We start from the raw sequence: 17,277 nt of genomic DNA, 5'->3' as shown, positions 1-17,277 counted from the left end.
GGCGCTCATGTCGCGAGCTGCTTGCGCGCTGCCTTCTTTCACGCGGAAAGACGGCAGCGCAGTTCGCGTCGACGACTATCCGCCGTGCGATTCCACCACCTTGCGGCAGCTGTCGGAGAGCTTCGACTTGTTCTCGCGCAGGCAGGCATTCATCTGCGGCGGCTTGCCGATATGCTCGGCGCAGAATTTGCTGGCGTCGCTGCGGCAGGCCATCTGCTCCTGCGGTGTCGGACCGGATTGCGCTGCGGCGGGCAGGGCGGTGGCGGCGAGCAGCAGCGCGGCAAGAACCGAAATCTTCATAAAGCACCTCTTTTGGGATTGTCGTTTGTCCCGCCTGGGATCAAGCGGGCCGGACCATCTCGCGAAGCCGTGCGCGCGGTCCATGCCATGTTCATGGCATCGGCTCGCGCTGATCGCCGCCGCACCCCCATCTTCATGGCATGTATCCGTGCGCCGTCTTTTGCCATTCACAGCTTCACGTCGGCTGCGAAACCCGGTGATTGCATCGGGACGCCGAACGCGAACGAGGAGAGCAAGATGTCGAAAAAAGCGGGAGCGCTGAGCGCCGGGCTGACGGTGATGATGCTGGCGGGTGCGGCAACGGTCGCGCTGGGCACGAGCCCGGCGCAGGCGGTGGTGTATTGCAAGACGGTCGGCGTGCCCAAGGGCTGCGTGGTGCGGCCGACCGCGGCGGTGGTGGTCGCGCCCGGGGCCCCGGTTGCCGCGGCAGCGGTGGCAACGCCCGGGGTCGGCGCGCCCGGCGTTGGCGTTCGCGCAGGCACGCCGATGAACCGCGGCGGTCCGGTCAATCGGGTCGGCGTGCGCTGACGAGTTCGTTCGATTGAGTTGATTGCATCGTTTCGGGCAACGGAGCCCTGCGGACGAACACCCCCCGTCCTCCGCAAGGCAGACAATCCGGCCCGTTCCCTCTCTCCGTGCGTCCCACACGCTCGGGGAGGGGGTTTTTCAGCCGGCGGCGGCGTCGCTGTCGGGAAAGATTCGCGGCAATTGCAGCCGCACGCGCGTGCCCGAGCCCTCCGAGCTCAGATCGAGCACGGCGCCGCAGCGCGCGGCGCGGCTTCTCATGTTGCGCAGGCCGCGCGCGGTCTGGCTCGCGCCCGCGGCTTCGCCATTGCCGGCGAGCGCAAAACCGCAGCCGTCGTCCGTCACGCTGATCACGCCATACGGCCCCTGGTCATTTCCCTGGCCCCCCTCCAGCGTCTCGATGGTCACCGCGATGTGGCGGGCCTTGGCGTGCTTGACCGCATTGGTCACGGCCTCGTCGAGGATGCGCACGATCTGGATGACGTGCCAGGGCCGCAGCTCCGGATGCAGCGGCAGGCCCTGCGGCGTCGTCACGCGCCAGTCGAGCGCGATGTCGTGCGGCCGCAATTGCGCCGTCGCGCGCTCGCGCCAGGAGCCGAGCGCGAGCATCAGGTCGCCGCCGATGTCGTCCATGGAGTCGATGACGAGACGCAGATCCTTCAGCGCCGCGCGGGCTGCGTCGGTGATGGTCGCGCCCTCATGGCCGCGCTCGGACAGTGCCACGATGCTGACGAGCTGGCCGCCGAGACCGTCATGCAGGTCGCGCATCAGGCGTGTGCGTTCGTTGGCGAGCGCGGCGGCGCGGGCGCGCTCTTCCTCGCGGGCAAAGCTCGCCTTCAGCCGCTCCTCGGCCTCGCGCACGCGGGTCACGAGCTGGCCTGCGAAGCTGTCGACCTGGTTCAGCGCGCGGGCAAAGCGCCAGGTCAGGCCGGCGCCGATCGCCACCAGCATCGCCGAATAGGACAGGCGCGAGACGAAGATGCGCTCGTTGGTCACGATCTCGAACACCGACAGCATGTCGTGGATCCAGCAGGTCAGCACGATCGTCACCGCGCAGCCGATCGTGAAGCTCGCCGCGTCCTGCCGCCGGATCACCGCGGCCGTGGTGACGCAGGCCATCAGGAACAGGCTGAGCCCGACCGTGGGGATGCCGAGCACCAGGAACAGGATGCGCGGCAGCGGCGGTCCCGCGATCAATCCGACCACGAATATGATCAGCCCCGGCGCGAACAGCAGGATGCCGTAGCGCGGCCAGCGCCAGCCGAAGAACAGCACGCCGAAGGCGACGATCAGCGCGCTCTCGATCGGCGCGGATGCGAGCAGCACCGCGGGCAGCCGCGACACGGTGAACGGCGGCACCGGCGGCGGCATGAAGGCCTGGATGACGCCGAGCACCATCGCAGCCGCCAGTACGCCATAGACCGGCTCGCGTCGCCGCATCAGCCACATGATCGCGAGGATGACGGCGAGGATCGACTGCCAGGCGGAGAACACCACCTGCAATGTGACGAACAGCAGCGTGCGCGTCTCATAGGCCGGACGCAGGGCTGCATCCGGCCCGACATAGACGGTGTCGAGAAACCCCTTCAGCGGTCCCCATACGAACAGCCGCACGGTGATCTCGTTGCTGCCGTCGCGCAGCAGCGAAGCCGGGATGAGCGCGATCTGCGGCGTGTTGCGGTCCGGCCGGTTGGCGTTGGCGTCGCGGCGGGAATCGAGCACGACGACGCCGTTGACGGCGACCTCCGCCGCGTTGCTGAAGCGCGGCAGGTAGACCGACCATCCTGAGGCCGCATCGCCGCTTCTGAAGGTGAAGGTGCCGGTATAGAGCGGCGGGTCCGCCAGCGAATAGCGCGAGGCGGTGAAATGCGGCAGCGTTACGGGACGCGTCATGCCGTCCTCCCGCAACGAGAAGGCCGTCACGGCATGATCGTCGGGATCGCTGGGCTGGAGCAGCCGCAGTCCGAGAATGGTGGCGATCACGATCAGCGCCTGGAGTAGCAGATAAGGCACGAGGCGCGAGGCCAGCAGCCGGCGCCGCGCGGGTTTGACCGGTGCCTTCGCCGCGATCTCGCTCACAGCTTGATCAGGCCCTGCTGCACCGCCTCGAACACCGCCTCGCTGCGCGTGTGCACCTCGAGCTTGCGATAGATGTTCTTGATGTGGCCGGGCACGGTCTGCCTGGACAAGCCGAGATGGCTGGCGATCTCGGCGTAGCTGAAGCCCTTGGCGATGCCCCAGAGGATGTCGATCTCCCGCGGGGTCAGCCTTGCCGTGTTGAGCACGGGCCCGGGGGGCGGCTCCGCCGAATTCTGCGCGGCACCTTGTGTTCTGCGGACGATGAAACGGGCGATCGAGGCCGAGATCGGCGAATGGCCGGCGACCAGATCGCGCACCGTGGTGGCGATGTCGGTAGGGAAGGCGTCCTTCAGGAGATAGCCGGTGGCGCCGACCGTGATCGCGGAGATCACGCTTTCCTCGTCGCCGAGCGCCGAGATCACCATGATCTCGGTGTCGGGAAAGCGCTGCCGGGTTTCGCGGATCAGCTCGATGCCGTGGCCGTCGGGCAGCCTGAGATCGGTCAGCAGCACGCGCGGCGCGCCGTCGCCGAGCGCGGAGCGGGCCTCACCGAGCGTGCCGGCGCTGCGCACCTCGTAGCCGGCCTTGACCAGCGCATCCTGGAGCCGCCAGCAGGTCGGTGCGTCGTCCTCGACGAGGAGGATAGTGATCGCCTCACCCGTCTCGCCCTGTTCGCTCATGTTCATCGTCCCGCACCGCGTGTCCCCCGCGGCGCGAGCCAGTTTATCCGCAGCCCACTTGCCGTGACACCCATAATCATGGGGCATCGACAGCCAGGTCGCTCCTACCGGGCAGACACGGTCTGCGCCGGCTTCTCAGGCGGCTGTGGCGGCACGGGAAGCCGCTGCACCTTGATCCGCGCCGTGCCGCTGTTGTTGTCGTAGAATTTCTCGGTCCGCCCCTGGAAGGGCGCGAGCCACCATGGCGTGAAGCAGCAGGGCAGCACGGTCGGAAAGATCTGGACGGCGTCGTTGACGTAGAAGAAGAGCTCGCCGGAATCCGGCGCGACGAACTCGGCGACTACACGACCGGTCAGATTCTGCCTTTTCCACACCTCGCGGGCCACCGGCAGGTCGTCGGCCTGGATCGGCAGAAAACCGTCCAGCGCCTTGAGCTTCGCGCGGTGCGGATCGTTGTCGCCGAGCTCGTCCTCGACGCGGACCCAATATCTGTGGTCGGGACTCTTCTCCAGATCGTCCTCCGCCGGAAGCGTCGGGTCCTTCCGGCGCGGCAGCACGTCCGCCGGCTCGACATTGATGGCCGTGAGCGGAATATCGTTTATGCCTTTCGAGCCAATGCGCACCACCGGCTGGAACCAGTCGGCGCCGTAGAGCCGGCGCATCGGCAGGAAGATGTAACGCGCGAGGTCCGTCCCGAAGCCGTTCACGCCGGTCATGATGGTGCGGTCGAACCAGGGCTCGTCGATGTCGAGCCAGACGCGATATTTGCGGCCTTTCTCGACGGCCAGTCCGCTCCACCAGCAGAAGTCCCTGGTCTCGAATACGCTCCCCGCAGACAAGGCCTCGTCGAGCACGGGCTTGCCGCGTTCGACGCGCGGGCCGCTCGCGGTCTTGACCTCCGGCGCTGAGCAGACCCTGCCGAGCGCGACACGGCCGGTGAAGTAGCTGGTGGATACCATCAGCAAAGCCGAGCTGAAGATGATGAACAGGAAGCCGATAGGCATGAGCCGCCTGGCAAACAGGGTTTGCGCCCAGCCCATATTGTGGCGCATCCAGTTGCCAAATCTGAGCGCGCGGCCGGACGTTGTGATGTGTTCCCGGCTTGCCTTGCGGCGCGGCGTATTCCAGGCGAGCCGCGCACGCTCCTGGATGTTGTCGCGCAGCACGGAGTTCTTGTTCCACACCCAGAGCGTGAGCAGCAGCACGGCCGAGGTCAGGACCGGATAATAGGTCGCGATGTCGAGCCACGGCGTCGCATAGGCCGGCAGCACGTGTCTCAGGATATTGGTGAGCGGCGCCACGACCGCGCTGAGCAGCCAGTCGGTGTCGGTGACGCGCTTCAAGAACCAGGTGTCCCTCAGGCCGCCGTCCTCAGATGAGCCGACTAGGCCGCGCGCAATCCACGGAAAGACGGCGATGAAGGCGACCATGAACAACAGTGAAAAATAGGCGACGCGCCGCCACCACACGGTGTCGCGCGTCAGGCTCGACATGCCGGGGTCCGGCGTGCTCATCGTGATGAAGGCTTCGGCCTCTAGCTTGCGTCGCGGGCCCGTGGCCTTTGCCAGATAGGCGATCTTCAGGAGTGCGCGGACGAGCTGCTCCTCGAGCTCCTTTTCTCTCTCGTCCGTTTTCTTCGACTGCAGCGGCAGCGTCGTTCCGGCCGGCAGGACCGCTCCGTCGGGAGGTCTCGTTCCGTCCGGTAGCACCGTCCCGTCGGGAAGTCTCGTTCCGCCCGGCAGCACCGTTCCGTCCGGGAGCTTCGTGTCGTTCGGCAGCAGCACGCGGCAATCCGCCGGAAGCATGATCGGCGCGTAATCGTCGCAGCCGAACAACATCCGCTCGATGACGGCGAAATGCACGACTGGCTCCCCGCCATTCTCGCGGCCGGCCAAAATCGGGCGCGGCCCGTAGCGGTACAGCACCGCTGCGCCGCTGCGTGAATCATGCCGTGGTCCGATCGCCGATTGATAGTCCTGGAAATGCTCGATCTCGCCGTCCTGGAAGCGCAGCCTGCCGCCGAGCTGCTCGACCATCCAGACCAGCGGGACAAAGGACAGCGTGGATTCCGGATAGCCGCCGCCGATATCGGAATGAACGCCCGCGAACCACACTTCCTTGACGATCTGCTCCCGTCCCAGATGACTCTGATCGATCCGCAGCGGATGGAAAGTGGTGCGCTCGTCGTCCAGAGCGAGCGCGTGACAGGCCTGCCTGACCTTGTGCGACAGGCGATGATTGCGGAACGAGATCGGCCAGATCGCCCAGTCGACGGCGAGGCGAAGCTCCTCGATCGGCACGCCGAACGCCTCGACGGTGTCGAACAGTCCGAGGAATTCGATCTCGACGTCCTTGCGCACGCCCATCTTGCTGCGCACCTCGGCGTAGGAGCGATGTCCGCAGAGCCAGTGATAGATGAACAGCAGGAAGTCGCGGATCCAGCGCGTGACCCAGATCGTCGGCAGGCTCTTGGTCCAGGGCACGGTGTCCCGGCGATATTCGCGCCAGGCGGCCTTGGCGTTGCGCTCCATCTCAGCATGCGACACCGGCGTGTCGTCGATCACGGCAGGCATGAGGCCCTGACTGGAGATCATGGCCGCCAGCGTGCGGGCGGTGAAGGCGCCGCGGCTGAAGCCGAAGATGTAGATCTCGTCGCCCTCGCGCCAATTCCAGCACAGGAAGCGGTAGAGCTTGCGGACGTTGCCGGGCACGCCGATGCCGGTGGCGCCGTCGAGCGCGGCGAGCGGCGCCCAGCCGGCGGTGCCGACACCCTTGATGTAGTGTGCGATCTGATCCGGCTGGGTGTGGTCGAGCGCTTCGTAGAGCCGCCAGACGCTGGATTCCTGGGTGGTGAACGCGTTGCCCGTGCCGTCGGCGAACAGCACCAGCTTGCGCGGCGCCGGTGCGTCGGGTGCATTCGCCGCAACCTTTGGATCATCGTGCGTATGGTCCGGCCGTGCAGGACCGCCTTGCAGCGCCTCGTCCTGGTGCGTCATGCGCTCCTCCGAAAATTTCAGGCGGATGCTTTAGGGGCCCGCTCGGGCGGCATCCTTCAAATTCATCCGTGATTTCATCGTGAAGTAATGGATTTCACCCGGAATCGCGCCGAGGGAGCAAAAAGGATGGCGGCGTCCTGCCCCGGTTGTCTATGAACTCCGCCACAATCGGCAAAGAAAAAAGCCCGGGCGGGCCCGAGCTTTGAGTCCGATTTGCGAGGCGGCCGTCTGGCCGGCTGTTACCTACCGTTGCCGCGGCACGCGCCGCCGGGACCGATATGGTAGCCGCGCGGGCAGGCATGCGCGGCGGGGTTGGCGTAGTTTCTGAGGCAACCGCCATAGGGGCCGCGGTGCCAGCCCTTGCCGCAGCCGCCGGCGACCGCGATCACGTCGCCATTGGCGCTGGCAAGCGGGGCGAGCGGCATGGCCTGAGCAGAAGCTGCGATCGCGCCGAGCGCGAGGCTTGCGGCAAACACGATGCGCATCATGTGGTGTGCTCCCGAATGCCGTTGCGTCAATGGCTTGCGGCGAAGGCGATGCCCGCGCGCACCTCGGTGATCGCCTGGTCGATCAAGCCCATCGCCTTCTCGCGATGGCCGCCCTTGTTCGGCTCGGCCTTGCCGAGCTCGGCGCGGGCCGATTGCAGGATCGCAATGGCTTCGTCCATGTGCGGCTGCGCGCCCAGGGCATAACCGATGCAGAGGCTGGTCGCGATGGCGCCGCCGAGCACGAGGCTGCGGGGTAGAGAGGTTCGCATGTCGTCGTCTCCTCCAGCGGGCGCGAGGCCAGGGGCGCCCGTTTGCCCGGATGCCGTCATCGTGTGGGGATACCGCATCCGCCGCCTGAATAGGGCCCATCTGCGCAGGCCGTCTTGGACTGTCCGGCGCCGGAGGGGTGGGGCCTTGGACTGACCGGCGCCGCTTGATTCACGTTGGCGTGCTGATAGCGTGCGCGCGCCGGTCTTCAGCGGGCATTCATTCCGGTCCTGACAGGCTGGCGCCGCTTTCGTGCACGACCTTTTCCCAAAAGTCTTTTTCGAAAGTTCTTTCGATGCCCGTCATCAGGAAGGCGCTCTCGACCGACATGCTGCCTCAGGACCTGTCCGACCGGCAGCGCTTCATCCGCTTCGCGGAGCTGTTCGAGCATTTTTCCAACACCGGCGAGCTCGATCCTGCGTCCGACGTGCCGTTTCGCGCCACCATGAACTCGATCCACATCGGCACCACCATGCTCGGCCGCTGCGACGGCAGCTTCGTCGCGGTGCGGCGCGACAAGCGACAGGTGATCGAGACCGGCGACGACCGTTTCTGCCTCGCGCGCAACAGCGGAGACCGCCCGTCGCAGATGATCCATCGCGGCCGCGAATTCACCATGCGGCCGGGGTCGATGGTGCTGCTCAAGCTCGACGAGCCGTTCTTCGCCGCCGACGGCGCGAGCCACAAGCGCTTCACCAACGTGCATCTGCCGGTCGACACGCTGCGCGCGATGGTCTGCGATGTCGACGATCTGGTCGGCCGCGAGCTCGAGCCCGGCGGCGCGCTGTCGCTGGCGATGGACTACAGCGATCTCCTGCTCCATCATCCCGCCGCCGCGGTCGAGGCCGGGATGGCGATCGCCGGCCATTTGCTCGATCTCGCCGCGATCGGCCTCGGCGCCCACAGCGACGTTGCCATCGCCGCGCGACGCCGGGGTCTGCGCGCCGTGCGGCTCAAGGCCGTGCTGTCGATCCTGAACATGCGCTTCCACGAGCCGGATTTTTCTGCGCAGAAGCTCGCGGCCGCCGCCGGCCTCTCCGAGCGTTACGTCAACGAGCTCTTGTTCGAGGCCGGCGCCAGCTTCACCACCCGCCTCACCGAACTGCGCCTGCGCAAGGCCGCTGACCTGCTCGCCCATCGCGAGGGCCGAATCAGCGACATCGCCTTTGCCTGCGGCTTCAACGATCTCTCTTATTTCAACCGCTGCTTCCGCCGGCGGTTCGGGCTGACGCCGACTGCGGCTCGGGGGAAGTGAGGTACGCCTTTTACAGCGTATCCATCCTCGGCGGCGGATAGTGCCGCGCCAGCACCGACAGAGACAGATGCCGCTCGCCCTCCGGCAGCTCCAGATAGGCCAGCACCAGCGGCCGCTTCCAGTCGCCGACGCCGAAGTCCATCGCCATCCATTTCTGCGGCTCGGGGCCTTCGAGGCCCCGGACCCAGACGAAATAGCGGGGGAGGTCGTCGGTCTCCGCTTCCGTCGTGCGTCTCCTGGCCATCAGAGCTGCTCGCTGCATCGCTACGCGTTGCGGTAGGATATAGGTATCGGCGCGGCGAAGTCGAACGGCTTGCTGCGGATGGTCCTCATCGCGGCCTGCCGGTGCAAGCCGGAAAGCCTGGAAATGACCTTCAAGACGGTGACTGAATCGATCCGGATCGCGGAGAAGCCGGGACGTGTTTGGGATGCGCTCACCGATCCCCAGGCGGGCGAGAGATGGCGCAACGCTCATTTCAAGACAGACTGGCGCATCGGCGCGCCGTTCGAGATCGAGGCCGTGATCGGGACGAAGCGTTATCGCGACAAGGGCCGCATCCTCGCGGTCGAGCCACCGATGCTGCTTCGCTACGCCTATTGGTCCCGCGTCTCCGGTCTGCCGGACCATCCTCAATCCTGGTCGACCATCACCATGGCGCTCCGAGCCGACGGCGCGGAGACGATCCTGACGGTCGACCAACTGGTGCCCCCTTCACCTCCGCGTTCAGGACCCGGATGGGAGATTGGCGAGGACTCGGGCTGGAAGCATGCAGCCTTCTACTGGCGCAGCGCGCTCGCGATGCTGAAGCGCGCTGTCGAGGAAGAGCGCGGGAGCTGACGCGGAAGCGCTCCCGTCACTGCCAGAGCCGGCTCTCCGCCACGCGGTTGATGTCGGCGAGCCGGCGGTCGGCGTCGGCGTTCGGGTCGATGCTTGCGACCAGCGTCAGCAGACGCTGATAGGCGCCGTCGGCGACCTCGACCGGCAGCGGAGCCTCGTCAAACGCCTCGACATAGCTGCCGACGAGGCTGCTCAACAGGCGGCACAGGCCGCGCTGCTCAGGGTCGTCGCGACCGAGCGTCTCGAGCTTCTGCTGGAATGTCCGGAAGGTGCGCAGGCCGTGGTGCTGCTCTGAAAGCCACGCGTGCAGGTCGTTCATAAGAGCTCCTTCGAGTTACGGAAGAAGCTACCGGCTTATACAGTGGGGATGTGACAATTGGAAGGGAGGGGATGTTGAGGCAGTCCGTCTTCGCCAAAGGGCTTCGCCTGACACGCCTCTTCGCTCTCGCATGGCTGCGCCACGCGAAGGGCGAAGCGTGGTGCCCCTGGCCGACAATCACCTAGTACCATAACTAATTGAATTTGAGGTCACTTTTGTCATCAATTGCCACCGATACCAGCATAAATACCAGCAACGTGAGTTAGCTGGCAAAAAAATAAGTGCGTGGCTTCACGAAAGGAGGCGCGCCGGCTGCCGCCGTCCTCCGGGAGGGAGTGCCTAAGCTGTGACCGGACCGGATGGCGGCATACCTTCGAAGATCTTGTCGATCGTGAGCCGTGGTTCGTCCAGCGAGACCGGCTTGCGAAGCAGCGGGTGTCCCTTGAGTAGCGACGGAAGAACCTCGGGGCCGTAGCCGGACGCGAATAAGAACGGTTTGCGGCGAAGGGCTATCAGATCCGCCACGGGATCCACGTAGCGGCCGTGCAGATTGATGTCGAGGATGGCGAGGTCGTACTCGGCCGTCATGGAAGGACGAGGCGCTCTCGATGTCTCCAGCCTCACCGGCCACGCGATGACCGAGTTCGTCGAGCATGCCGGACAAGTTCATCCTTATTAGGACCTCGTCCTCGACCAGCAATACCGCGAGCGAGCGCTTCATGACTATAGGGTCCTGGCGAGAACCTGCGTTCGCGTTCCTTGCGCTGTGTAGCCTCTCACTAAGACCGCGGCAAATCCATGGGGAATGGCTGCTTCGCAGGTCCACACTTCTGGAAATGGAACTACTTGAGAATTCGCTCGGCGCGGCATGAATTCGTCGGAGAAGAGGCCGCCCGCATCGGTGCGGACGGCTTCAAAAGTTCGTCGCTTCTGGCTACGCTGCCTTCTCGTTCACGCGAAGGGCCATCGTATTGAGCTCCTCGTCCGTCGACTTATCCTCACCGAGGTTCTGCTGAGAGGAACCGAAGCGCAGTCGCCGCGCTCGAGCTTTTTGGCCCGACGATCAGGGCTCCGTAGCGCGCGTGTTTACGCATTCGCCTGGTGGCGAACCGGTCCAGGTAGATGTGGAGCGCGCGGTTTCACGACCGGGCGGTCCCGACGGTGTCCGCCATCTTCGCGCCTCTGACGCCGAGCGGCTTAGGCTCTCCCGTCGTCGTGTCGCGCGCCGTCTGGTGCTCCATCTCCGCGTTGAGCTCGGCACCCAGGAGGATCACGATGGCCGAGATCCAGAGCCAAGTCATAAATCCTATCACCGCGCCTAAGGACCCGTAGGTGGCGTTGAAGGTGCCGAAATTGGCTGCGTAGAAAGAAAAGATCGCGGAGGCCGCAAGCCAGAGGATGGTGGCGGCGGCGCTGCCCCAGGTGATCCAGGTCCACCGCGGCGCCTCGCGGCTCGGGCCGAACCGGTAGATGCAGGCCAGCGCAAGGGCCAGAGCGACGAAAAGGGCCGGCCAGCGTCCGATCCGGACGAGAAGGTCCGTCGCATTCGACAATCCTACGTACTGCAGCACCACGGGGACGACGACGACGGCGCCCAGCGCTGCCAACACGAATGCGATTGCGCCGACGGTGAATCCGAGCGAGATCGCGTTCAGCTTCACCAACCCGCGCTTTTCCTCCTCGCCATAGACGATGTTCAGGGTGTCAAACAGCGACTTCATGGCGGCGTTGGCGCTCCAGAGAGAGATGGCGAGGCCGATAGCGAAAGTGAAGCCGAGGGTCCGGTCGCCCTTGGTGGCGACGCGCGTTAGCTGCTCGCGCGCCACATCCACGGCCCCGCCGGGAATGAAGCCGGACACGTCGTCGAGATGCTTGGCGATGCTGCCGGGATCGGAAAAGAATCCGTAGATGGCGACGAGTGCGGCGATCGCGGGAAAGATCGCTAGAAGGCTGTAGTAGGTCATGCCGGCAGCGAGCGCGAGAATGCGATGCTTGCCGATGTTGCCGTAGACGCGCCACAGGATGTCCTTCCACCCTCTCGCCGGGATCTCGGCGGGCGAAGTCGCATGTCGTCCGCGATCTCCAACTTCGGTCGACATCTCGTTGGGCGAGGCGTCCCGATTGGCCTCTCGATTTTCGGGGAAGTCGTGATCGTGTTCGAGGGGCGCGACGCGATCGGGCGGGGCAAGCCGATCCCACAGGAAGGCGACGGCCAACAGCCCAAGCGCTGCGGCGAAACTCCATTTTTCGTTCTGCGATCTTCCTGCGCGAGTTTTTCCGAGTTCGGCCATCGATCTCCTCCGCGGACTTCAATCGCCGCGGAAGGAGCCGGTTCCTGCTCGGGGCTCCGTCAGCCTCGCAACGCGCCGAGCGGTAGCGTAATCCGGACGCAAAGGCCACGCTTCAGCCAGTCGCGCTCGATCTCGCCGCCGACCCTTTCGATCGTCGTCTCGACAAGCTTCGTGCCAAAGCCGGTCGCAGCAGGTCGCTCGCGCCATCTTCGGTTCATACTATGCGGACCCGTTCATCCTCCGTCGACCAGGTGACGGCGACGCGGCCGCCCTCGCGGCTCAAGGAGCCGTACTTGGCCGCGTTAGTCGCGAGCTCGTGGAAGATCAGGGCGAGATGGTTCGCGGCCTGCTCTCCTATCGCGAGCGGCGGCCCTTCCAGGACGGCGGGCTCCCTTTCGTGCGATCGGAGGATCCGCTGGATGAGATCGGAGAAGCTCGCAACGGCAGCCACGTCGGGGCCGAAGGATCGGCGGATCAGACCATTGGCCTGGGCCAAAGCATGCAAGCGTCCGGACAGGGTTTCGGGTCGCTGCGTTGCGGGCCGTCATCCGGACCATGCTGTCGGCGACGCTGAAGTGGTTCTTGATGCGATGGCTCATCTCGCGCATCAGAGTTTCCTGCTGCTGCAGGACGAGCTTGAGCCGTTGCTCGGTCTGGACCCTGCGCAGGGCCATGCCGGTGAAGGCCGACAGCTCGGCCGTTACCCGCGCGTGCTCCTTGTTGAAGTGGCCTGCATCGGCGGCGACCAGCCAAAGCGTCCCGATCGCGTCGGAGTCCTTCACAGTCAGGGGGACGAGCAGGACTTCGGGCACCGTGATGCCAGCATCATAGATCCAGTCGTAGGCCGCTCGGGGCGCTCCATGAGGATGGGTTCGGCCAGATCGAGGCAATCGCCGCAAGGACTGGAATTGCGTGGGGTCGTCGTGCCCTCGAACATGGCCAGTTCTCCCGCAAGGCGTGCCAGCGGAATTGGCCGGCCTCAGGTTCAAGGATACTGATGCCGGCGGCATGCGCACCGCAGATCTCCATGCCGATCTTCACGAGGCGCGGCAAAACCTCGTCCGGGCGATCGGACATCACCGCAGCGAGGTTTTGGATGGCGAGCCTCTCGCGCAGGAAGTCGGGCGCGTCCGCCTTTCGGTCGGCGAGTTGGTCGGTGATGAACACCGTCGCGATCGACTGAATTTGCGACCTCATAAAGGTTCACTCGAAAGGGCCAGACTGTGGCTGATATCCTGCCGCTGTCCGGAAGAACGGACTAGCAGATTTCTTCGAGGCCTCGCTCCGAGTGCAAATCGTTGCCCGCCGGCTAGGTTGACGACGGCATCCTCAGGGAGGTCGACGAGTCGGCCGGGAACCTTTGTCCCGCAAAGCCGGGCTTGGAACCGCGCATTGCCCCTCGGGTTGATGAGCATGCGCCAAACGCGGCGCGGAGGGGCAGAATTGACCGACGAAGTCATCACCACCACCGGCATAGCCGCCCACGGCGCCTCGCGCCTTCCGTCGGTGGAGATCGACAGCTTCAACATCGAATTAAAGGACGACGAAGGATTTATCGGCGACCGCGCCAGCAAGGGCGCCTTCCGCGACATCCTCGAGAAATGGCGCAAGCCTTTGCGCAAGACCGGCGAAGGCAAGGAGCCGTCCGAAAGCATCAGCAAGAAGGTGCTCGATGCGATTCTCGTGGGCGGCGACACCGAAGCGTCAGCGGTGCTGCACAGCGCGATCGAGGAGTTCGCGCAGGAGCTCGCCTACATCACGCGTCGCTTTCTCAAGTCCAAGGCCTGGGAGAAGACGGAGCGCATCGTCGTCGGGGGCGGCTTCCGCGACAGCCGGCTCGGCGAACTCGCCATCGCTCGCACCGAGATCATCCTAAAGGCCGAAGATTTCAAGATCGAGATGGTGCCGATTCGCAACCACCCGGACGATGCTGGCCTCGTGGGCGCCCTGCATCTTGCGCCGTCCTGGATCTTCGAGAGCCACGATTCCATCCTCGCCGTCGACATCGGCGGCACCAACATTCGCGCTGGCGTCGTGGAGACGCGAGGCAAGAAGTCATCCGACCTGGCAAAGGCCTGCGTCTGGAAGTCCGAGCTCTGGAAGCATGCCGATGACGATCCGAGCCGCGAGCAGGCCGTGAAGCGTCTGGTGAGAATGCTCAAGGACCTGATCGCGAAGGCGGGTAAGGAAGGACTCAACCTAGCGCCCTTCATCGGAATCGCGTGTCCCGGCGTCATCAAGAGCGATGGCTCGATCGAGAAGGGCGCCCAGAACCTGCCGGGCAATTGAGAGAGCAGCAAGTTCAACCTGCAGGCCAGCCTGGTCGAACGGATCCCACAGATTGGCGAGCATGACACCGCCATTGTCGTGCACAACGACGGCGTCGTACAGGGTTTGTCCGAGATGCCGTTCATGCAGGACGTCAAGCGCTGGGGCGTGTTGACCATCGGCACCGGCCTGGGCAACGCCCGCTTCACCAACCGGGGCAATGGCAAGAGCTAGGCGCTCGGTGGCGCCCGTCCGGACGTCACTTCCCGGATAGCCTGGACGATCTGATCCGGATGATATGGCTTCTGCAGCACCCGGCTGCCGGGGACCGGACGGGGTGCCACGGGCGAGAAGCCCGTCGCGTAGATCACCGGAAGGTCGGGGTCGTGTTCACGGCAGCGCACCGCGATCTGCCATCCGTCAACATTGCCTGGGAGCTTGATGTCGGTAACCAAGACGTCCGCGACCTTCCGTCTGCACCATATGAGCGCCTGTTCACCGTTCGCGGCGTGGATTACTTCGAAGCCTTCTTCGCGAAGAGCTTCGACCACGAACTCGCGGATCAGGGGGTCGTCCTCGACGACGAGTACTCGCAACGTAGAACCTCAATTGCATCATTCCTTTTTTCGAAACTGTCCAGGCCTGGGGCTGTTCCGAATTAACCTAAGATACTTTTGGGGAGGCCCGGCAGCTGTCGCTGCCGCGCGTGATCGACCGCATTTCGAAGGCCACGACGACCTCCTGACTCAGAAGGCCGGGCGCTTCGAACCCGACGAGTTCGAGGACCAGTATGAGGCGGCGCGGGTCGACCCCAGTGCCGCTCCGACGATGGCGTTGCGGCGAAGCGTGGATCAGGAGGCTGCGGCGGCGAAGGCGCCAAGCCTGCGAAGGAGGCGGGGAAAAGTCGGCGGCCAGGCTCGGCGGTCGGAGTTCGTGTCGCGCCTCTGGGTGCGCGTAGTCAGCTACGCCGCCTACTTCGATGACGCCGTGGGAGCTAACCAGGCCTCAATCCGGCCGAGCGCTCAGTCAGTTCGGCCTTCTGCAACAGTTTCTTGCGTTCTTCGCCTTCAGGAATCTCTTCAGCTCGCCGTCTGGCCAGCTCGGCCATCGCTAAGAGACGCTCTTGCAGCGAGCCTGCAGGCCGCTTCCGGTTACGTTTGCCGGGCACGACTGAATCTCCAATTTCCAATTTCCGGCCCCCCAACGATTTAGGAACATCGAGGTTCCTCTGGGATTGGTAGGCACAATTGGACCTAGATTTTTGGCTCTCCCGCCGGGGGAATATCCAATGAAACAACTCGATCTACGCACCAAGGCCGCCCTCGACGCCGCGCTCGAAGGCGCCCGCCGCGACCTGCCGCACGGCGGAGATCACATTTTCCGAAAAGCGATTGCCCAGAAGCTCATCCACAGCGCGCGCAAGGGCAACACCACAATCGAAGGCTTGATGATTGTCGCCCGCAATGCCATTCGTGAAACGACGGAGCGCAAGTCGGCTTAGAAACGCGCGTGACGAGCGAGTGCCATGCCGCATGTCTTCGTGTTCGGAACGCTAAAAAGAGGGCGGCCTCTTCACAAATGCGGTCTCGATGGGGCCTTGCTGCTCGGCGAGTACCGAACGGTCGAGCGTTTTCCGCTCGTCATTGCCGGACCGTGGTTCGCGCCATTGATGTTCAATGAACCTGGTTGCGGACATTGGATCACCGGCGAGGTGTATCGCATTGATGCGCACCGGCTTCAGAAGCTTGACAGGCTGGAATCGCTCGGCAAGCCAGGCAACTTCCGCATCGCCATAGAGGTCGTCCCAGTTAGTTTCGGCCAAATAGTCAGGGCCTTCGCCTATATGAAATCGCGCGATCTCGCCGAGGGGGCATATCACAGCGATCTCCTTGAAATTTACGAGGACGACCGATTTGTCGCTCCATGGCGACGATAAGATCAGACGATGCGTTTACGATGCGCAACAATCGTCGCACGCGGCAGGGTGTTTTGAGGATAGATCCGCACTTCTCCGCGCGCGGCGAGCGATCATGACTGCGATGGCAGTTCGCCGAATAGTGTCCGATAGGCGCGCGAAAAGTCACCGAGATGCCAGAAGCCATTTTCGCGACAGCCTTGACGCTAGGCGTCACCTCGCAGGAGGCGTGCGCTGCACGGCCAGTAGCCTTTTCTGGCGTATGTAGTCGTGCAAGCGCATCCCCGAGCTTCTCGCTATGTGCGCACGGAGGTGCCGAGAGATCGGGCCAAGTCGATACAATAGATGGGAGACGCTAATCCGCCCAGATTGAATGGACGCTTAAACGGCGGTTAAGTTGGAACCGGCAACCGACGATCGCGTTGCGCCTGCACAATCCAATGGTGGGAGGACAGCATGGCAAAGCCGACGGACGAGCAGATACGCGAGCGCGCTCACTTGCTGTGGCAAGCGGCGGGCGAGCCTGAAGGGCAGCAGGATCGGTTTTGGTTCGAAGCCGAGCGCGAGCTGACGCGGTCCGATCCGGCGCTCAATGCGGACGAGAAGTCTGGTACCTTTACTGAGTAGGAGGCTTTGGCAACGCACGCCGTATTCTCCACATGCACACCGCGACGGCGAACCAGGTCAACGACGCGGCAGCCAGGCAGAGCGCCGGATTGAGACGAGGTGCCTGCCACCAGATCACCAGCGCGAATCCAGCCATGCCGATGCTGCCCCAGCCAGCTCCGGCGGCATCAAGCGCGGCGGCGCCCTTGCCGCGCTGCTCGCCCCGCAGGCCCTTTTGTTGCTTGCGCTCGCGTTCATGCTTTTCGATCAAGGTCGCACTGGCGCAGAAAATCGCCGGAAAGGCCAGCATCAGCCCGCCGGCCTCGGACCCTTCCAAGTCCGCCACGAGACCGGCAACGACAGTCGCGAACCCGCCGAGGGCGAAGCGCGCGACATATTCATAAGGTCGTCCCTGCTTGAGCGCGGAAAACTTAAAATGTACCGCCATGA

General features: G+C 64.6%; 21 protein-coding genes and 1 pseudogene. 7 read left to right on the top strand and 15 right to left on the bottom strand.

Annotation, left to right across the window (positions count from 1 at the left end; all coding sequences use genetic code 11):
- Window positions 1–75: 75 nt before the first annotated feature.
- Window positions 76–300, bottom strand: coding sequence for a cysteine rich repeat-containing protein (locus tag BRAGE_RS0135060; protein ID WP_027561392.1), 225 nt, complete (start codon window positions 298–300; stop codon window positions 76–78).
- A gap of 237 nt (window positions 301–537) precedes the next feature.
- Between BRAGE_RS0135060 and BRAGE_RS0135055 the strand changes: the two genes are divergently transcribed.
- The gene (locus BRAGE_RS0135055) at window positions 538–828 is read left to right on the top strand and encodes a hypothetical protein (protein WP_027561391.1); all 291 of its coding nucleotides are present in this window, start codon (window positions 538–540) and stop codon (window positions 826–828) included.
- Window positions 829–966: 138 nt separating this feature from the next.
- Here BRAGE_RS0135055 and BRAGE_RS0135050 read toward each other — a convergent pair whose 3' ends face one another.
- From BRAGE_RS0135050 to BRAGE_RS0135030, 5 genes are all read right to left on the bottom strand, one after another.
- Entirely contained in the window at window positions 967–2,904 is a 1,938-nt protein-coding gene (locus tag BRAGE_RS0135050; RefSeq protein ID WP_027561390.1) for a sensor histidine kinase, read from the bottom strand.
- Window positions 2,901–3,584 carry a response regulator transcription factor gene (locus tag BRAGE_RS0135045; RefSeq protein ID WP_027561389.1) on the bottom strand — a complete coding sequence of 228 codons (684 nt, stop codon included), beginning with the start codon at window positions 3,582–3,584 and terminating at the stop codon, window positions 2,901–2,903. The genes BRAGE_RS0135050 and BRAGE_RS0135045 overlap by 4 nt, the downstream gene beginning before the upstream one ends.
- A 104-nt stretch (window positions 3,585–3,688) precedes the next feature.
- Complete coding sequence (locus BRAGE_RS0135040; RefSeq protein WP_027561388.1) at window positions 3,689–6,580, bottom strand: DUF2235 domain-containing protein; 2,892 nt, start codon at window positions 6,578–6,580, stop codon at window positions 3,689–3,691.
- A gap of 239 nt (window positions 6,581–6,819) precedes the next feature.
- Window positions 6,820–7,068, bottom strand: coding sequence for a GCG_CRPN prefix-to-repeats domain-containing protein (locus BRAGE_RS0135035; RefSeq protein ID WP_027561387.1), 249 nt, complete (start codon window positions 7,066–7,068; stop codon window positions 6,820–6,822).
- 26 nt (window positions 7,069–7,094) lie between these two features.
- Window positions 7,095–7,337: a hypothetical protein gene (locus BRAGE_RS0135030; protein ID WP_027561386.1), complete on the bottom strand. Its 243-nt coding sequence runs from the start codon at window positions 7,335–7,337 to the stop codon at window positions 7,095–7,097.
- A 293-nt stretch (window positions 7,338–7,630) separates the two neighbouring features.
- Here BRAGE_RS0135030 and BRAGE_RS0135025 point away from each other — a divergent pair, with 293 nt between their 5' ends.
- Window positions 7,631–8,590: a helix-turn-helix transcriptional regulator gene (locus tag BRAGE_RS0135025; protein WP_027561385.1), complete on the top strand. Its 960-nt coding sequence runs from the start codon at window positions 7,631–7,633 to the stop codon at window positions 8,588–8,590.
- 10 nt (window positions 8,591–8,600) lie between these two features.
- Here the strand turns inward: BRAGE_RS0135025 and BRAGE_RS0135020 are convergent, their stop codons facing one another.
- Entirely contained in the window at window positions 8,601–8,834 is a 234-nt protein-coding gene (locus BRAGE_RS0135020; RefSeq protein WP_027561384.1) for a hypothetical protein, read from the bottom strand.
- Window positions 8,835–8,957: 123 nt separating this feature from the next.
- On the opposite strand from BRAGE_RS0135020, the gene BRAGE_RS0135015 reads away from it, so the two are divergent.
- On the top strand, window positions 8,958–9,428 hold the full coding sequence (locus BRAGE_RS0135015; protein ID WP_027561383.1) for an SRPBCC domain-containing protein: 471 nt from the start codon (window positions 8,958–8,960) through the stop codon (window positions 9,426–9,428).
- 16 nt (window positions 9,429–9,444) lie between these two features.
- Here BRAGE_RS0135015 and BRAGE_RS0135010 read toward each other — a convergent pair whose 3' ends face one another.
- The 5 genes from BRAGE_RS0135010 to BRAGE_RS56200 form a co-directional block, all read right to left on the bottom strand.
- Window positions 9,445–9,747 carry a hypothetical protein gene (locus BRAGE_RS0135010; protein ID WP_027561382.1) on the bottom strand — a complete coding sequence of 101 codons (303 nt, stop codon included), beginning with the start codon at window positions 9,745–9,747 and terminating at the stop codon, window positions 9,445–9,447.
- A gap of 339 nt (window positions 9,748–10,086) precedes the next feature.
- Window positions 10,087–10,335 carry a hypothetical protein gene (locus tag BRAGE_RS50785; RefSeq protein ID WP_231164185.1) on the bottom strand — a complete coding sequence of 83 codons (249 nt, stop codon included), beginning with the start codon at window positions 10,333–10,335 and terminating at the stop codon, window positions 10,087–10,089.
- A gap of 551 nt (window positions 10,336–10,886) precedes the next feature.
- Complete coding sequence (locus BRAGE_RS50780) at window positions 10,887–12,038, bottom strand: YihY/virulence factor BrkB family protein (RefSeq protein ID WP_051378254.1); 1,152 nt, start codon at window positions 12,036–12,038, stop codon at window positions 10,887–10,889.
- 214 nt (window positions 12,039–12,252) lie between these two features.
- Window positions 12,253–12,534, bottom strand: coding sequence for an ATP-binding protein (locus BRAGE_RS57330; protein ID WP_028146475.1), 282 nt, complete (start codon window positions 12,532–12,534; stop codon window positions 12,253–12,255).
- Window positions 12,535–12,863: 329 nt separating this feature from the next.
- Window positions 12,864–13,205, bottom strand: coding sequence for a hypothetical protein (locus tag BRAGE_RS56200; protein ID WP_167336472.1), 342 nt, complete (start codon window positions 13,203–13,205; stop codon window positions 12,864–12,866).
- Between the two features lie 246 nt (window positions 13,206–13,451).
- Here BRAGE_RS56200 and BRAGE_RS50770 point away from each other — a divergent pair.
- Window positions 13,452–14,540 (top strand): annotated as a pseudogene (locus BRAGE_RS50770) (ROK family protein).
- Here BRAGE_RS50770 and BRAGE_RS0134970 read toward each other — a convergent pair.
- Window positions 14,537–14,902 (bottom strand): response regulator, encoded by a 366-nt coding sequence (locus tag BRAGE_RS0134970; protein WP_027561379.1) that lies wholly within the window; start codon window positions 14,900–14,902, stop codon window positions 14,537–14,539. The pseudogene BRAGE_RS50770 and the gene BRAGE_RS0134970 overlap by 4 nt on opposite strands.
- 398 nt (window positions 14,903–15,300) lie before the next feature.
- Window positions 15,301–15,474, bottom strand: a complete 174-nt coding sequence (locus BRAGE_RS56195) for a hypothetical protein (protein ID WP_167336540.1) — start codon at window positions 15,472–15,474, stop codon at window positions 15,301–15,303.
- 120 nt (window positions 15,475–15,594) lie between these two features.
- Here BRAGE_RS56195 and BRAGE_RS0134965 point away from each other — a divergent pair, with 120 nt between their 5' ends.
- The 3 genes from BRAGE_RS0134965 (at window position 15,595) to BRAGE_RS53760 (ending at window position 16,848) form a co-directional block, all read left to right on the top strand.
- Window positions 15,595–15,807 carry a hypothetical protein gene (locus BRAGE_RS0134965; RefSeq protein WP_035730432.1) on the top strand — a complete coding sequence of 71 codons (213 nt, stop codon included), beginning with the start codon at window positions 15,595–15,597 and terminating at the stop codon, window positions 15,805–15,807.
- A 24-nt stretch (window positions 15,808–15,831) separates the two neighbouring features.
- Window positions 15,832–16,242, top strand: a complete 411-nt coding sequence (locus tag BRAGE_RS0134960; protein WP_027561377.1) for a gamma-glutamylcyclotransferase family protein — start codon at window positions 15,832–15,834, stop codon at window positions 16,240–16,242.
- Window positions 16,243–16,677: 435 nt separating this feature from the next.
- Window positions 16,678–16,848 carry a DUF2934 domain-containing protein gene (locus BRAGE_RS53760; protein WP_084334582.1) on the top strand — a complete coding sequence of 57 codons (171 nt, stop codon included), beginning with the start codon at window positions 16,678–16,680 and terminating at the stop codon, window positions 16,846–16,848.
- Here the strand turns inward: BRAGE_RS53760 and BRAGE_RS0134950 are convergent.
- Complete coding sequence (locus tag BRAGE_RS0134950; RefSeq protein WP_027561376.1) at window positions 16,838–17,275, bottom strand: DUF3147 family protein; 438 nt, start codon at window positions 17,273–17,275, stop codon at window positions 16,838–16,840. The genes BRAGE_RS53760 and BRAGE_RS0134950 overlap by 11 nt on opposite strands.
- Between the last annotated feature and the right edge of the window lie 2 nt (window positions 17,276–17,277).

It is taken from the genome of Bradyrhizobium genosp. SA-4 str. CB756 (assembly GCF_000473125.1).
Classification (GTDB): domain Bacteria; phylum Pseudomonadota; class Alphaproteobacteria; order Rhizobiales; family Xanthobacteraceae; genus Bradyrhizobium; species Bradyrhizobium arachidis.
This window is presented reverse-complemented; position numbering and strand designations above follow the sequence as displayed.

Coding starts and splice junctions, on each gene's coding strand:
- BRAGE_RS0135060 (WP_027561392.1), bottom strand. CDS start 300: ATGAAGATTTCGGTTCTTGCCGCGCTGCTGCTCGCCGCCACCGCCCTG.
- BRAGE_RS0135055 (WP_027561391.1), top strand. CDS start 538: ATGTCGAAAAAAGCGGGAGCGCTGAGCGCCGGGCTGACGGTGATGATG.
- BRAGE_RS0135045 (WP_027561389.1), bottom strand. CDS start 3,584: ATGAGCGAACAGGGCGAGACGGGTGAGGCGATCACTATCCTCCTCGTC.
- BRAGE_RS0135040 (WP_027561388.1), bottom strand. CDS start 6,580: ATGACGCACCAGGACGAGGCGCTGCAAGGCGGTCCTGCACGGCCGGAC.
- BRAGE_RS0135035 (WP_027561387.1), bottom strand. CDS start 7,068: ATGATGCGCATCGTGTTTGCCGCAAGCCTCGCGCTCGGCGCGATCGCA.
- BRAGE_RS0135030 (WP_027561386.1), bottom strand. CDS start 7,337: ATGCGAACCTCTCTACCCCGCAGCCTCGTGCTCGGCGGCGCCATCGCG.
- BRAGE_RS0135025 (WP_027561385.1), top strand. CDS start 7,631: ATGCCCGTCATCAGGAAGGCGCTCTCGACCGACATGCTGCCTCAGGAC.
- BRAGE_RS0135020 (WP_027561384.1), bottom strand. CDS start 8,834: ATGGCCAGGAGACGCACGACGGAAGCGGAGACCGACGACCTCCCCCGC.
- BRAGE_RS0135015 (WP_027561383.1), top strand. CDS start 8,958: ATGACCTTCAAGACGGTGACTGAATCGATCCGGATCGCGGAGAAGCCG.
- BRAGE_RS0135010 (WP_027561382.1), bottom strand. CDS start 9,747: ATGAACGACCTGCACGCGTGGCTTTCAGAGCAGCACCACGGCCTGCGC.
- BRAGE_RS50785 (WP_231164185.1), bottom strand. CDS start 10,335: ATGACGGCCGAGTACGACCTCGCCATCCTCGACATCAATCTGCACGGC.
- BRAGE_RS50780 (WP_051378254.1), bottom strand. CDS start 12,038: ATGGCCGAACTCGGAAAAACTCGCGCAGGAAGATCGCAGAACGAAAAA.
- BRAGE_RS0134965 (WP_035730432.1), top strand. CDS start 15,595: ATGAAACAACTCGATCTACGCACCAAGGCCGCCCTCGACGCCGCGCTC.
- BRAGE_RS0134960 (WP_027561377.1), top strand. CDS start 15,832: ATGCCGCATGTCTTCGTGTTCGGAACGCTAAAAAGAGGGCGGCCTCTT.
- BRAGE_RS53760 (WP_084334582.1), top strand. CDS start 16,678: ATGGCAAAGCCGACGGACGAGCAGATACGCGAGCGCGCTCACTTGCTG.
- BRAGE_RS0134950 (WP_027561376.1), bottom strand. CDS start 17,275: ATGGCGGTACATTTTAAGTTTTCCGCGCTCAAGCAGGGACGACCTTAT.